Annotated in this window: 6 protein-coding genes; 3 read left to right on the forward strand and 3 right to left on the reverse strand. The window is 66.8% G+C overall.

The features are described 5' to 3' along the window. Positions 1-33: 33 nt before the first annotated feature. Together V6Z91_RS13715 and glnE are read right to left on the reverse strand one after the other, a co-directional pair. Complete coding sequence (locus V6Z91_RS13715; protein ID WP_338771166.1) at positions 34-2,736, reverse strand: TonB-dependent receptor; 2,703 nt, start codon at positions 2,734-2,736, stop codon at positions 34-36. A gap of 176 nt (positions 2,737-2,912) precedes the next feature. Next, complete coding sequence (gene glnE, locus V6Z91_RS13720; protein WP_338771167.1) at positions 2,913-5,642, reverse strand: bifunctional [glutamate--ammonia ligase]-adenylyl-L-tyrosine phosphorylase/[glutamate--ammonia-ligase] adenylyltransferase; 2,730 nt, start codon at positions 5,640-5,642, stop codon at positions 2,913-2,915. A 153-nt stretch (positions 5,643-5,795) separates the two neighbouring features. Here glnE and V6Z91_RS13725 point away from each other — a divergent pair, with 153 nt between their 5' ends. The 3 genes from V6Z91_RS13725 (at position 5,796) to tldD (ending at position 12,325) form a co-directional block, all read left to right on the forward strand. Further along, on the forward strand, positions 5,796-9,983 hold the full coding sequence (locus V6Z91_RS13725; protein ID WP_338771169.1) for a YhdP family protein: 4,188 nt from the start codon (positions 5,796-5,798) through the stop codon (positions 9,981-9,983). A gap of 4 nt (positions 9,984-9,987) precedes the next feature. After that, positions 9,988-10,800: a carbon-nitrogen hydrolase family protein gene (locus tag V6Z91_RS13730; RefSeq protein ID WP_338771170.1), complete on the forward strand. Its 813-nt coding sequence runs from the start codon at positions 9,988-9,990 to the stop codon at positions 10,798-10,800. A gap of 64 nt (positions 10,801-10,864) precedes the next feature. Next, complete coding sequence (tldD, locus tag V6Z91_RS13735; RefSeq protein WP_338771171.1) at positions 10,865-12,325, forward strand: metalloprotease TldD; 1,461 nt, start codon at positions 10,865-10,867, stop codon at positions 12,323-12,325. Positions 12,326-12,458: 133 nt separating this feature from the next. Here tldD and V6Z91_RS13740 read toward each other — a convergent pair whose 3' ends face one another. Further along, entirely contained in the window at positions 12,459-15,080 is a 2,622-nt protein-coding gene (locus tag V6Z91_RS13740) for a TonB-dependent receptor (protein WP_338771173.1), read from the reverse strand. Positions 15,081-15,114: the final 34 nt, after the last annotated feature.

Below are 15,114 nucleotides of genomic sequence, written 5' to 3' on the forward strand. Positions count from 1 at the left end.
ATTTTTTACAACAGGGACTGTCCCGCTGCTGGCTTAGAAGCTGTACGAAGCCCGCACGTAGTAGGTGCGGCCGATCGCCGAAGCGAAGCGCGGATCGTAGCCGGCCTGGAAGGTGTCTTCCTGGTAGGACAGCGGCGGTTCGCGGTCGAACAGGTTGCGTACGCCGAAGGTGATGGCGTAGCCCTTCGGCTGCGTCCACGACAGGTAGCCGTCGAACGTCGTGTACGACGGCACACGGTGGTTTTCGTCGTAGCCGTTGTCCGCATCCAGGTAGCCGGACTTGTAGTTCGCCGTCAGCCCCGCGCCGAACTGGCGCAGGTTCCAGCGCACGTTGGCGGTGTTCTGCCAGCGGAACACGGGGCCGATGCCGCGGTAGGCGCCCAGGCGGTCGATCCATTCGCCGCCCTGCGACGTCTGGTACTTGAAGCCGTGCACCCAGGTGCTGTTCAGCGCGAAGTTGTAGGTGCCGAACGCATCGGTGCGCAGGCGGTACTGGGCTGCCAGGTCCACGCCATGGGTCTTGATGTTGCCCAGGTTTTGCGTGCGCAGGTCGACGTAGCCGCAGTTGGTCGGCGTTACGCACTGCGAACCGTCGATCGACAGGTTGCCGGCCGGGTTGCGGTGATACAGCGCCGCGTACTTCACGCCGTCGGCGAACACGTCGTCCTCGGACAGGCTGTCGATCTGGTGTTCAAGCTTGATCGCCCACAGGTCGGCTGACAGCGTCAGGTTCTTCACGCCTTCGAACACGATGCCCAGCGTGGCGTTCTTCGACTCTTCCGGATCCAGGTTCTGGTTACCGCCTTGCAGCTTCTGGAACTGCACGCGGCAGTTCGTGGCCGAACCCTTGCCCGGGATCGGCGTGCCGTTCGGGCAGTTCACCGGATCGTTCTGGGTCGAGGTATTCGTGTACGTCTGCGAAGCATTGATCTCGTACAGCGACGGCGCGCGGAAGCCCGTCGAGTAAGAGCCGCGCACCAGCACTTCCGGTGCCGGCTGCCAGCGGAAGCTGAACTTCGGATTGGTGCTGTTGCCGAAGTCGCTGTACTTGTCGTAGCGCACGGCGGCAGTTACGTCCAGCGTCTTCACGATCGGCACGTTCAGCTCGGCGTACGCGGCGTACACATTGCGCGAGCCTGCGTTGTAGGCGGTCGGGTCGATGCCGGTGCTGGCCACCACTTTCTCCGCGTACGGCGTATTGGACGCCATCACGAAGCTTTCGCGGCTCGCCACGCCGCCGATGGCGAGCGCGGCGGAGCGGCCGGCGCCGAACCAGTCGGCCAGTTCGCGGCTGGCGTTCACGTCGAAGGTCTTGGTGGTGCCCTTGGCGTTCTGGATATTGCCGTTCAGGGCAGCGGACTGGATCAGCTCGAGCCCGGCCGCGGTCTGCTCGCCGAACGGGTTGATCACACCGTCGAGCACGCCCTGGGTGATGATGTCGCCATTGCTGTAGCCGTTCAGGTTCACCTTCACCTTGTTCTCGTTGTACGAGAGGGCGGTCTGGTAATCCCAGCCGGCGATATTGCCGGACAGCGAAGCGACGAAGCGCTGCTGGCGGTTGATGTTCTCGTCGGCGCGCTGGCCACCCGGCAGGTTACGCCACATCACGTTGATGTAGCCAGGCTGGGCGCCTTCCGGCAGGCCTTCGCCCACGAAGGTCGGGTCCAGCGGAATGTTCGGCGTGATCGCGCCCGGATTGCCCGGGTAGTAGGGGTTCAACGCGCCGTTGGCCAGCGTGCGGTTCATGATCAGGCCGCCATACGGCACCGGCGCGATGGCGCTTTCCACCTTGCTGCGGCTGATCAGGTATTCCAGGCCCAGTTCATGGTTGTTCGGCAGCTTCAGCGTGCCCTTGAACAGGCCCGTGGCGCGCTCGGAGCGGGGGACGTAGTCGACGAAGCTGGAGGTCGTCATCTTGCAGCTGGTACCGTCGGACACCAGGTTCGGCGCGCTCGTGCAGTTCGGCGCGGCCGGGTTGCCTGAATCGCCGTCCTGGTAGTAGTTGGCGGGGCTGGTGCTGCCCGACAGGCCGCCGGCGTAACGCTTGTTGAAGTCGCGATCCAGGCCGCCGATGGCGCGCTGCTTCTGGAAGTCGCCCATGGCGAAGAAGTTCCAGCCATCCGCGTCCAGGTCGCCGAAGCCCAGGCCGATATTGCTGTTCACGCTCTGGCCGCCCGGGTGTTGCGGCGAGTCGCCGCCCACCGTCACCACGCCGCCCGTGAAGTCCTTCTTGGTGATGAAGTTGATCACGCCACCCACGGCGTCCGAGCCGTACAGCGACGAGGCGCCGTCGCGCAGCACTTCCACGCGCTCGATCGCCGCGAACGGGATCATGTTCAGGTCGGGAGCCGAGCTGTCGAAGGCATTGTTGGCGAGACGGCGGCCGTTCAGCAACACCAGCGTCTTGTTCTCGCCAATACCGCGCATGTCCGCGAACGAAGCGCCGCCGGTGCCCAGGCCCACGACCTGGCTGGTGCCCTGCGTGGCCTGCATGGCCGAGACGGTCGACAGCACCTGCTCGACGGTGGTGATGCCTTCCGCCCTCAGCTGGTCCATCTTGACGACGGTGATGGGCACGGCGGTTTCCGCGTCGATGCGCTTGATCGCCGAGCCGGTAATTTGCACGCGCTGGATCGGTTGATCCGCTTGCTGAGCCGCGGCCGGGATCGCCAGCGCACCGGCCAGGCCCGCGGCGCAGATCAGTCGCACCGAGCGGGACAGGGTGGTTTCTTTCATCAGGTTTTCTCCAGAGTTGTCACAAACCGCCCTGCGCTCTGCACAGGACGATATTCCATATGACAACGCCGAATTAACCTACGTCAACAGTATTTTAAAGTTAATTGTTACTTTCATGTTACATACAACATTTTCATAATATTCTGTTATTGAATATTTGTAAATGTAGGCGCGCATCAGCCGGTTCCGCTGCCGAAGATCTCGCTCCACAACCGCCGCACGTTCTCGGCATGCACCGCTACCCGCAGCGGATCCACGCGCGACTGCTCCCCCCCTTGCAACCGGATCTGGTGCTGCAGCTTGCGCATCGCGCGGTAGGCATCGCCCACCTGCGTCGCCAGCGTGGCGTCGATCAGGCCCAGGTCGGCACACATGCGCAGCAGGGCGATATTGCCGCGGTTGGCCGTCAGCTCGCGGTGCTGGCCGGAATGCTGGAGCACCAGGTATTGCACGATGAATTCGATGTCGATCATGCCGCCGGCATCCTGCTTCAGGTCGAAGGTATCGGCCCGGCTCGGGTAGGCATCGTGCATGCGGCGGCGCATCGCCAGCACTTCCTTCTTCAATTCCTCGCCGGTCACGCGCGGCTGGCGCAGCACCTCGCAGCGGATTTCCTCGAAGCGCTGGCCGATCGCCGTGTCGCCGGCGCAGAAGCGGGCGCGCGTCAAGGCCTGGTGTTCCCACACCCAGGCCGACTGTTTCTGGTAGCGCTCGAACGCGCCCACGGACGACACGAGCATGCCGCTGGCGCCATCGGGCCGCAGCGCCGTGTCGATGTCGAACAGGATGCCGGCCGACGTGTGCGTGGTCATCCACGTGATGAAGCGCTGCGCCAGCTTGGCGTACAGGCCGGGCGCTTCCTGGTCGTCGTCGTCGTACAGGAAGATCACGTCCAGGTCGGATACATAGCCCAGTTCCTTGCCGCCCAGCTTGCCGTAGGCGATGACAGCGAAGCGGGGCACTTCACGGTGCCGCTTGGCCACGGTCTGCCACGCCGCACGAATGACCGCGGCCACGATCACGTCCGCCAGCGCGGACAGGTGGTCGGCCAGCTTTTCCACGGTCAGGTCGCCGGCCAGGTCCTGCGCCAGCAGGTGGAACAGCTGGGCGTGGTGCACTTCGCGCAGGATGTCGAGCTGGCGCTCGGTATCGCCTTCGTACACGGCCAGCTGGCCGTCGAGGTCTTGCGCCAGCGTCTCTGGGTCGAAGACGGCGTTGCGGATGCGGTCGTCCAGCAGCTCGTCCAGCAGGATCGGGTGCTGCGTGAGGAAGGTGGCGGCCCAGGCGCTCGCGTGCATCATGTCGATCACCCGTTCCAGCGTGTGCGGATATTCGGTCAGCAGCGACAGGTAGGAGGAGCGCCGCGCGATCGCTTCCAGGAATTCCAGCAGGCGGCCCAAGGTGCCCAGCTGCGTGCCGACCGGGTTGTTCTCGGCCGCGCGCGCGATGCGGGGCAGGGCGCCGTTGATGAGCTGCACGAGCAGCTGGCGGCTCGCTTCCGGCATCGACTGCACGCGCGGGGCCTGCCACGTGGCGATCAGCCGGCGCGCCGCGGCGGACGGGTTGTCGTAACCCAGGCTGGCGAAGCGCGATTCGATCGCCTCGATATTGTCCGGGTCCGCGCATTCGTTGCTGGTGGCCGGGTCGATTTCCTCGTCGCCCGCCTTGTAGGCGAACATGGCGTCGAATTGCTCGGCCACGAAGCGGCGGTGCTCTTCCAGCGCGCTCATCAGGGTTGCCGCGTCGGGCAGGCCCATCCAGCGCGCCACCGTCTCGCGGTCGGCATCGTTGGGCGGCAGCGTGTGCGTCTGCGCGTCTTCCAGGTATTGCAGCCGGTGTTCCAGGTTGCGCAGGAAGGTGTAGGAATCCAGCAGGCGTTCGACGATGTCGGCGGCCAGCAGGCCCTTGTCCGGCAATTGCCGCAGGGTGGCGCGGGTGGAGCGGTCGCGCAGGCTCGGGTCGCGCCCGCCGCGGATGAGCTGGAACACCTGGGCCAGGAATTCGATCTCGCGGATGCCGCCGCGGCCCAGCTTCACATTGTGGCTGCGCTCCGGGTGCAGGCGCTCCTGCCGCTTCACCTCGGCGCGGATCTGTGCGTGCATGGTGCGAATCGCATCGATCACGCCAAAGTCCAGGTAGCGGCGGAAGCAGAACGGCCGCACGATCGCTTCGAGCGCGGCGATATCCTCGGCGCGGCCCGTGACCGCGCGCGCCTTCACCCACGCATAGCGTTCCCACTCGCGACCCTGCACGATCAGGTATTGCTCCACCATGCCCAGGCTGGCCGCCAGCGGACCCGAGCCACCGTTCGGGCGCAGCGCCATGTCGACGCGGAACGTAAAACCGTCCTCGGTGATCTCGGCGATCGCGGCGATGAGTTTTTTACCGAGCCGCACGAAATACTCGTGGTTCGACAGCACCCGCTGGCCAGGGGCCGTGGGCACCGTGTCGCCATCTTCCGGATAGACGAAGATCAGGTCGATGTCGGAAGATACATTCAATTCGAAGCCGCCCTGCTTGCCCATCGCGAGCACGATCAGTTCCTGCGGCACGCCCGACTCGGACCCGGTCGGCACCCCATGCGCGGCGCGCATCTCGGCATCGATCTCGGCCAGGTGGGTGCGGATCGCGAAATCGGCCAGCCGCGTCACGGCCGTTACCACCTCGTTCAGGTCCGCCCGGCCCTCCAGGTCGCGCCGGATCAGGCCGGCGATCAGCAGGTTGCGCAGGCGGCGCATGCCGCGCGCCAGCGGCAGCGTATTGCCCTCGCGTTCCGCCGCCAGCAGCGCATCGAGGTCGGCGCCGTCCAGCGGCTGTTGTACCAAAGCATCGATCTTGGCCTGGCGGTCGGGCGCGGCGGCAAGCCAGCGCTGGTAGAAGCGGGAATCGGTCACAGGGGAGGGCATGAAAAGAGTTCGTAACGTTGTGTAATGGTCAGCCTTGTGCGGCCTAGTTTAACCGGGCATTGGGGTAGAATGGGCACCTCCTACGCCCTGGGCGTGACGAACCGATATTTATTGTTGCTGCTGGGCATAACCAGCAACGGGCCAGGGACTCGAGTGTTAACGGAACAAACGGCAGAGAAAGAGCTGGAAGGCGAGACGCCGCTGGTGGCGCGCTGGCATCGCCTCCAGGCCGCCTACCGCCTGTGCAACCTGGCCACCCACCACGTGCTCGGCTTCACGATCAAGCTGGTGCTGGTCGTGTATTTCGCGCTGGCGCTGCTGTTCCTCGCGCTGCGCTGGGCCGTGCTGCCGAACATCGACCGCTACAAGGGCGATATCGAGCGCCTCGCCAGCGGCGCCGCCGGCAATCCCGTGACGATCGACCGCATCTACGCGTCCTGGTCGGGCCTGCGCCCGAACCTGTTCCTGGGCGACGTGGTGCTGCGCGACAGCGCCGGCCAGCAAGCGCTGCGGCTGCCCAGCGTATCGGCCACGCTGTCGTGGTGGAGCCTGGCCACGCTGGACGTGCGCTTCGAATCGCTGGAACTGATCCGCCCCGACCTGGACGTGCGGCGCCAGCCCGACGGCAAGCTCTACGTCGCCGGCATCCTGGTCGACCCGAGCCGCAAGGATGATGGCCGCGGCGCCGACTGGCTACTGGGGCAGCGCGAGGTCGTCATCCGCGAGGGACGCGTGGTGTGGACCGATGCGCTGCGCGGCACCGAGCCGCTGGCCTTGCAGGACGTGAATGTGCTGCTGCAAAACGGCTGGCGCCGGCATCGGCTGGGCGCCACGGCCGCGCCGCCGCGCGCGCTGGGCGGCAAGCTCGACATTCGCGCCGACTTCAAGCAGCCGGCGTTCACGCAGCATGCGGCCGACGTCAAGCAGTGGCGCGGCACGCTGTACGCGGCCATGAGCGGCGCCGACCTGGCGGCCTGGAAGCCGCACCTGCCGTATCCGCACGAACTTGCTTCCGGCCGCGGCAGCCTGCGCGCCTGGCTCGATATCGACCGCGCGCGCCTGACGGGCGTGACGGCCGACGTGGCGCTGGAAGACCTGTCGGCCACCTTGGGCGCCGGGCTGCCGCGGCTGGACGTGGCGGCGCTGTCCGGCCGGCTGGCTTTCAGCGAGGACAAGGCGCCCCGCGGTGCCGACCGCGATGCGCCGTTCGGCATCTACGGCCACCGCGCCAGCGTCACCAACCTCGCGCTGCGCACACGCGATGGGGCAACCCTGGCGTCCACCACCGTGGCGGAGCGCACCACGCCGGCGACGAAGACCCACCCGGGGCGCACCGAAGTGACGGCCCCGGCGCTGGACTTGAAGGCGCTGGCCGAGCTGGCCACGCGCTTCCCGCTGCCTGCCGCGCAGCGCGGCCTCCTGGCCGACCTGGCGCCGCGCGGCCGCGTGGAAAACCTGCGTGCCGAGTGGCAGGGACCGCTGTCGGCACCGGCCGCGTGGCGTGTGCGGGCCGACTTGCGCGAGCTGGGCATGGCCGCGCTGGCCGCGCGTCCGGCCGTAGCGGCCAATGGCAGGGCGCCGGCGCTGCCGGCCATCCCTGCCTTGCCCGGCTTCGAGCGGCTGACGGGCACCCTCGATGCGCGCGACAGCGGTGGCAGCCTGGTGCTGGACGCGCCCGGCTTCGTGCTCGACATGCCGGCCTGGTTCGAAACCCGTGCGATGCCCTTCAGGAAGCTGCTGGTCGATGCCTCGTGGTCGCGTGACGATCAAGGCCTGCGCGTGGACCTGGGCCAGCTGGAATTCGACCAGGAAGGCTTGACCGGTTCCATCAGCGGCACGCACCGGCTGCCGGCCGGCAAGGATGGCAAGCTGGCCGGCCCGGGCGTGGCCGACATCACCGGCAAGCTCGATGCCTTCGTCATCAACCGTATCGGCCGCTACCTGCCGATCGCCACCCCGCCGCACCTGAAGGCCTGGCTGACCGGCGCGCTGGAAGCGGGAAGCGCCCACGACGTATCCCTGCGGCTGGCCGGCGACCTGGCGCATTTCCCGTTCGCGGCCGACACGCCCGGCTTCAGGGAGGGCGAGTTCCGCATCGCCGGCCGCATCCAGGACGGCCGGCTGAATTACGAACCGGCCCACTTCGCGCCGAACGGCACGTCGCCCATGTGGCCGCAGGCCGAGCAGATCCAGGGCAGCTTCGCGTTCGAACGGGCGCGCATGGAAATCCGCGCCGACACGGCCAAGACCGGCAACGTCCATCTCGCCGACGTGAAGGCCGTCATTGCCGACCTGATCCACCACGACAGCATCCTCGAGATCGACGGCAACGCGGCCGGCGCGATGAGCGATTACCTGCGCTACGTGGCCAACAGCCCCGTACTCGAATGGATCGGCCACTTCACCGACCAGACCACGGCGAGCGGCAATGCAAAACTGGCGCTCAAGCTGCACCTGCCCCTGAACCGTATCCGTGAAAGCAAGGTGAACGGCACTTTGCAATTGCAGGGCAACGATGTGACGTTATGGAACGACATGCCGACCGTGCTGCTCACGACCGGCAAGGTCGAATTCAACGAGCGGGGCGTGAACCTGAACGGCTTGAACGGCACGCTGCTCGGCGGCCAGCTCCTGGTCAGCGGCGGCACGCAGCGCGACGGTACCATCGCCGTGCGCATCGGCGGCACCATGACGGCGGAGGGCTTGCGCCGCACGTGGCCGGCACCGGCCATGCAGCGCCTGGCCAGCCACATCAGCGGCAGCACCCGCTACAACGGCTTGATCACGGCGCACAACCACCAGTACCAGGTCGTGGTGGAATCGCTGTTGACGGGCGTGGGCCTCGACTTGCCGGCACCGCTGAAGAAGGAAGCGGCTGACGCGCTGCCGGTGCATTTCGTCCTGAATGGCGCGGCCACTAACGAAGCCGGCCTGGCGCGCGACGATATTCACCTGTCGATCGGCAACGTGGTGGCGGGCGCCTGGCAGCGCCAGCGGCAGAGCCACGGCCAGGAGCGCGGCCCGTGGCAGCTGGTGCGCGGCGGCATCGGCGTCAACACGCCGGCGCCGGAGCCGGACAGCGGCATGGCGCTGAACGTGAACATGAAATCGCTGAACGTGGACGACTGGATGGCACTGGCCAGCGACATTGGCGGTGCCGGCGGCGCCAACGCGGCGGGTGCCGGCGAAGCGCCGAGCTTGACCCAGTACATCGTGCCGGAAATGATGGCGGCCCGGGCCGACGAGATGATCCTGGCCAGCCGCAAGCTCGACAGCGTGGTGCTGGGCGCCACGCACCGCGGCGGCGCCTGGCAGGCCAGCATCGATTCGAAACAGGCGAACGGCTACATCACGTGGGCCGAATCGCCGACCGGGCGCGGGCTGGGCAAGGTCACGGCCCGGCTGTCCAGCCTGATCATTCCCGAATCGGCGGCCGGCGACGTGAAGGACATGCTGGAACGCTCGGCCAGCTCGCCGGCGATCCCCGCGCTCGACATCGTGGCCGAACGGTTCGAGCTGTTCAACCGGCCGCTGGGAAGCCTGGAATTGCAGGCCTATAATGCCTTGATCACGTCGTCACGCGAGTGGCGCGTGTCGAAGTTGGCGCTCGTCAATGCCGACGGTGCGCTGCATGGCACCGGCCGCTGGGTCAGCCAGGGCGGGCGCCATGACAGCGCGCTCAATTTCAACCTGGAGATCGCCGATGCCGGCAAGCTGCTGGAACGCTTCGGCTTCGCCGACACGGTCAGGGGCGGCAAGGGCAAGCTGTCCGGCGACATCGCCTGGAAGGGGCTGCCGTATTCGCTCGACATCCCCACGCTGGCCGGCAAGCTGGAAATGAATGTGGAGAAGGGCCAGTTCCTGAAGCAGGACCCCGGAGCGGCGAAGCTGCTGGGCGTGCTGAGCCTGCAGGCGCTGCCGCGGCTGCTGAAGTTCGACTTCAACGACGTGTTCTCGCAGGGATTGCAGTTCGACGGGATCACCGCGAACGCCGTGATCGATGGCGGCATCGTGAAGACGGAGAACCTCAAGATGCACGGCGTGCAGGCCACCGTGCTGATGGCCGGCTCGGCCGATATCGCCAACGAGTCGACCAACCTGCACGTGGTGGTGATTCCCGAGCTGAACTTCGGCACGGCGCCGCTCGTGTATGCGCTGGCCGTGAACCCCGTGATCGGGCTGGGCAGCTACCTGGCCCAGCTGTTCCTGTCGCAGCCGATGATGAAGGCGCTCACGTACCAGATGCAGGTGACGGGGCCGTGGAAATCGCCCGTCATCACGAAATTGGATAACAACCGGATCGCCACCCCGGAATTGTCGAAAGCCACCCGAACCCAGTGAGGACATGATGACCGCCGTTGCCAACTTCGTTGCCGCCGTCCAGATGGTTTCCACGCCCGACGTGGAAGAGAATATCGCCACCGCCCGCCGCCTCGTCGGCCAGGCGGCGGGCTCGGGCTCCGGCCTGGTGGTGCTGCCCGAATACTGGCCGATCATGGGCCGCGCCGACACCGACAAGGTGGCCGTGGCCGAGCAACTGGGCAGCGGCATCATCCAGCGCACGATGGCCGAGCTGGCGCGCGAGCACGGCGTCTGGCTGTTCGGCGGCACGCTGCCGCTGGTCTCCGGCGAGGCGGGCAAGGTGCTCAACACCACGCTCGTGTTCGACCCGGCCGGCGAGCAGGTGTCGCGCTACGACAAGATCCACCTGTTCGGCTTTGCCAACGAAAGCGAGTCCTACGACGAGGCGCGCACCATCGTGCCGGGCAAGCACGTGGGTACCGTCGCCACGGACGCGGGCAAGGTGGGCATGGCGATCTGCTACGACCTGCGCTTCCCGGAACTGTTCCGCGCCATGGGGCCGGTGGACCTGATCGTGGTGCCGGCGGCGTTCACGTACACCACCGGCGCCGCCCACTGGGACACGCTGCTGCGCGCGCGGGCAATCGAGAACCAGTGCTATGTGCTGGCCTCGGCCCAGGGCGGCACCCACGTCAACGGCCGCCGCACGTGGGGGCACAGCCAGCTGATCGACCCGTGGGGCGAGGTGCGCGCCATCATCGAGGAAGGCGAGGGTGTTGTTGGCGGGCTCATCGATCATGAACTGATCGCCAGCGTGCGGCAGAAGCTGCCGGCCCTCCGCCACCGGACGATGTAAGGCCGAGGCAGGCATGCTCGCTATCCACTACAATGACACCCAGTCATAGATCGGGATTACCAAGATGAAACCATTCGAACCGAACCTCTCCTCGCTGGCGGTCGCGCGCGATGTGCTGCTGACGCCGTTCGGCCTGGACGAAGCCAAGCTGATCAAGACGCTGGGCACCATGTTCACGCACAAGGTCGACTATGCCGACCTGTACTTCCAGTTCACCAAGAACGAAGGGTGGAGCCTGGAAGAGGGCATCGTGAAGACGGGCAGCTTCTCGATCGACCAGGGCGTGGGCGTGCGCGCCGTGTCCGGCGAGAAGACGGCGTTCTCGTACTCCGACGAGATTTCCGAAGCCGCCCTGCTCGACGCCGCCGCGGCCACGCGCACGATCGCGCGCGCCGGCTCCGGCAAGATCAAGGTGGCCGGCAGCCTGGCCCAGCAGGGCGGCCGCTCGCTGTACCTGCCGAACGACCCGATCGCGTCGCTGGACGCGGCGGCGAAAGTGAAGCTGCTCGAGCGCGTGGAAAAGATCGCCCGCGCGAAAGACCCGCGCGTGGTGCAGGTGATGGCCGGCTTGGCCGGCGAATACGACGTGGTGCTGGTGGTGCGCAGCGACGGCGTGCTGGCGGCGGACATCCGCCCACTGGTGCGCGTATCGGTCACCGTCATCGTCGAGCAGAACGGCCGGCGCGAGATGGGCACGTCCGGCGGCGGCGGCCGCTACGATTACGGCTACTTCACCGACGAGCTGCTCACCCAGTATGCGGAAGACGCCGTCAAGGGCGCCCTCGTCAACCTCGATTCGCGCCCGGCCCCGGCCGGCCCGATGACCGTGGTGCTGGGCCCGGGCTGGCCCGGCATCCTGCTGCACGAGGCGATCGGCCACGGCCTGGAAGGTGATTTCAACCGCAAGGGGTCGTCCACGTTCTCCGGCCGCATCGGCGAGCGCGTGGCAGCCAAGGGCGTGACGGTGGTGGACGACGGCACGCTGCCGGACCGCCGCGGCTCGCTCAACATCGACGACGAAGGCAACCCGACGCAGTGCACGACCCTGATCGAGGACGGCATCCTGCGCGGCTACATCCAGGACACGATGAACGCGCGCCTGATGAAGATGCCCGTGACGGGCAATGCCCGCCGCGAATCGTTCGCCCACCTGCCGATGCCGCGCATGACGAACACCTACATGCTGGCGGGCGACAAGGACCCGGCGGAAATCCTGGCGTCCGTGAAGAACGGTCTGTTCGCGGTGAACTTCGGCGGCGGCCAGGTCGACATCACGAACGGCAAGTTCGTGTTCTCGGCCAGCGAAGCCTACATGATCGAGAATGGCAAGATCACCTACCCGGTGAAGGGCGCCACCCTGATCGGCAACGGCCCGGACGTGCTGAACCGCGTCTCCATGATCGGCAACGACATGAAGCTGGACCCGGGCGTGGGCGTATGCGGCAAGGAAGGCCAGAGCGTGCCGGTGGGCGTCGGCCAGCCGACCTTGCGCCTGGACGGCGTCACCGTCGGCGGCACCGCGTAACCCCCGCTCCGCTCGAAGAAAAGGCGCCTCCCGGCGCCTTTTTTGTTTCCTGAAAAATGGGGACGTACTCCATTTCCCAGGAAATATTGCCCAGAAAATGGGGTCTGTCCCCGTTTTCCGGGCAACGTTGCAGTTAGAACGTGTACGCCCCCCGCAGGTAGAGGGCGCGCCCGATCGGATCGGTATAGCGCGGGTCATACCCCTTCTGGAACACCGTGCCCTGGTTCGAGAACGGTGGCTCCTTGTCGAACAGGTTCTTCACGCCAGCCGTCAGCGTGATGTTCTTGAAGCCGGTATAGGTGCCCGACAGGTTCACCAGGCTGTACGACGACACGCGGTTGAAGTATTGCGCGTCGACGAGGTTCTGGTCGTCATAGCGTGTCTTGAAGTTGTGGGCCAGCGTGGCACTCCACGGGCCCGAGCGCCACGTCAGCGCCGCGTTGTGCCGCCAGCGGAATACCACGTAGTTGTCCGCGTAACGGCCCACGTTCTCGATGAACTCGCCGTCTCGCTCGTTCTGGTACTTGTAGCTGTGCACCCAGGTGCCGTCCAGCGTGAACGTCAGTCCACCCCAGCTGTGGTTCGGCGTGCGCGCGGTGAGGCTGACGTCGATACCGTCCGTCTCCACCTTGCCCAGGTTTTCGTTCAAGTCCCAGATGGCGTTCGGCGAGCCGTCCGGGAAGCGCAGGAAGCGGTCGCGGTATTTGTCGAAGTTGCCGTAGATCGTCTGTTCCGGCAGCGCGCCGATCTTGTCGCGCAGGTGGATGTCCCAGTAATCGATCGCCAGCGTGAGGGCCGGCACCGGCTCGAATACGGCGCCAACGGAGAAGGTGCGCGATTTTTCCGGCTTCAGATCCGGGTTGCCGCCTTGCAGCTTGAACTGTTGCAGGTCGCAGTCGCGCAGCGGATTTGCGCCCGGCTGTGGCACGCCGCCGGGGCACAGGATCGGGTCGTTATAGCTGTTGCTCGTGTCGTTGCGTGACAGCGGGGCGTTCTTCTCGAACAGCGTGGGGGCGCGGAAGCCCGTGCTGGCCGAACCACGCAGCACCACGGTCTGGTGTGGCTGGTAGCGTAGCGAAGCTTTCGGGTTCCACGTGCTGCCGGCATCGCTGTAGTGGTCGTAGCGGGCGGCCAGCGACGCTTCCAGGTTCTTCAGGAACGGCGCGCTGACTTCGCCGAACACCGCCTGGATCGTGCGGCTGCCATCCTTCGACAGCGAGCCGGAGAGGCCCGAGCTCGCCGCCTGCCCGGCGATGTCGCGGTTGACGTTGAAGTCCGCCTTCTCGTGCCGCAGCTCGGTGCCGAAGGCCACGGCGAACTTGCCGCCAGCCATGTCGAACAGTTCGCGGCTGGCCTTGAAGTCGAACGCGGTCTGCTGGTTCTTGGCGTCCTGCACGCGACCGCGCAGTGCCGTGGTGGCCAGGTAGGCGCGGCCCGCCTCGTTCTGCATGCCGAACGGGTTGAGTATGCCGTTCAGCACGCCTGCGGCGAAGCTGGCGTCCTGCACGTAGCCGCCCGTGAAGTTTTCCTCGGACCGGCTCTCCGACCAGGACAGCCCGCCCTCGTAATCCCAGCCGGCGATGATGCCTTCCAGCGAGCCGACCAACCGGGTGCCGCGGCCCTTCGACTGGATCTGGCGCTGCCCCGCCTCGGTCGGCCGCCAGCTCACGTTCAGGGGTTCGCCGGACAACCCCGGCTGGGCCGGCACGCCGCCGGCATTGCCCGGGTAGTAGGGGCTCGACGCCGGCAAGATCAGGCCGGTCTGCGGCGGCGGCGCGGTGCGCGACATGACGTTATTCACCGAATAGAGCAACTCGACGGACGCCGTGTGGTCGGTGCCAACTTTCCGGCTGGCCCTGCCGTACGCGGTGATGCGTTCCTGCTCCGGAATGTTGTCGATCAAGCGCGTGTAATCCTGCCGGCAGGTGCCGTCGCTGGCGCGCGGCACCGAGAGCGGCGCATCGCAGCCCGTCGCGAAGCCGGGGTTGCCAGCGACCTCGGTGACGGGGTCGAAGTAATTGGCCGGGAACGGCGTGCCCGAGGTCTCGTTCAAGCCCCGTTCGGGGATCACGCCGGTGGCCGAGAACGGCCGCTGCTGCGAGGTCAGCACATCCTGCTTGTGGTAGTCGAACACGCCCAGCATGGCCCAGCGGTCGCGTTCCAGGTCGCCGCCGCCGACCGTGACGTTGGCGCGCCGCTCGCGGCCGCCCGTCTCTTCCGGGAACGTGGCTTCCACGGCGATGGTGGCACGGTCCACGGCCCGCTTGGTAATGAAGTTGATCACGCCGCCGATCGCGTCCGTGCCATAAATGGCCGAAGCGCCGTCGCGCAGCACTTCCACGCGTTCCAGCGCCGCCACCGGGATCAGGTTCAGGTCGACGCTGGCGCCATCGTAGGGGTGGGTGGCCAGCCGGCGGCCGTTCAGCAGCACCAGCGTCTTGTCGCCGCCCAGTCCGCGCAGGTCGGCCGTGGCCTGGCCGCCCGTCGGCAAGCCGCTGGCATTGCCGCCCACGGCGTTGGCCGCGCCGAAGCTGCTCTGGTTCGACGGGATCCGGTCCAGCACTTCCTGCGCTGTGGTCAGCCCCTGCTTCACGAATTCCTCGGCGCGGAACACGGTCAGCGGCGTGGCGGTTTCGGTCTGGATGCGCTTGATCGACGAGCCGGTGATTTCGACGCGGGCCATCTGGCCTTCCTCGGCTTGTTGGGCGTGGGCAGCGAGAGGCGCCAGCGCGATCGGCAGGCCAGCCAGGCTCATACCCAGGCGACGACAGAACGGGTGGGTCCAACGG

Source organism: Massilia sp. METH4 (assembly GCF_037094685.1).
GTDB lineage: Bacteria > Pseudomonadota > Gammaproteobacteria > Burkholderiales > Burkholderiaceae_D > Rugamonas.

What these genes read in the sequence shown, in the direction of transcription:
- V6Z91_RS13730 (WP_338771170.1), top strand. Translation starts at nt 9,988, where the DNA reads ATGATGACCGCCGTTGCCAACTTCGTTGCCGCCGTCCAGATGGTTTCC.
- V6Z91_RS13740 (WP_338771173.1), bottom strand. Translation starts at nt 15,080, where the DNA reads ATGAGCCTGGCTGGCCTGCCGATCGCGCTGGCGCCTCTCGCTGCCCAC.
- V6Z91_RS13715 (WP_338771166.1), bottom strand. Translation starts at nt 2,736, where the DNA reads ATGAAAGAAACCACCCTGTCCCGCTCGGTGCGACTGATCTGCGCCGCG.
- tldD (WP_338771171.1), top strand. Translation starts at nt 10,865, where the DNA reads ATGAAACCATTCGAACCGAACCTCTCCTCGCTGGCGGTCGCGCGCGAT.
- glnE (WP_338771167.1), bottom strand. Translation starts at nt 5,642, where the DNA reads ATGCCCTCCCCTGTGACCGATTCCCGCTTCTACCAGCGCTGGCTTGCC.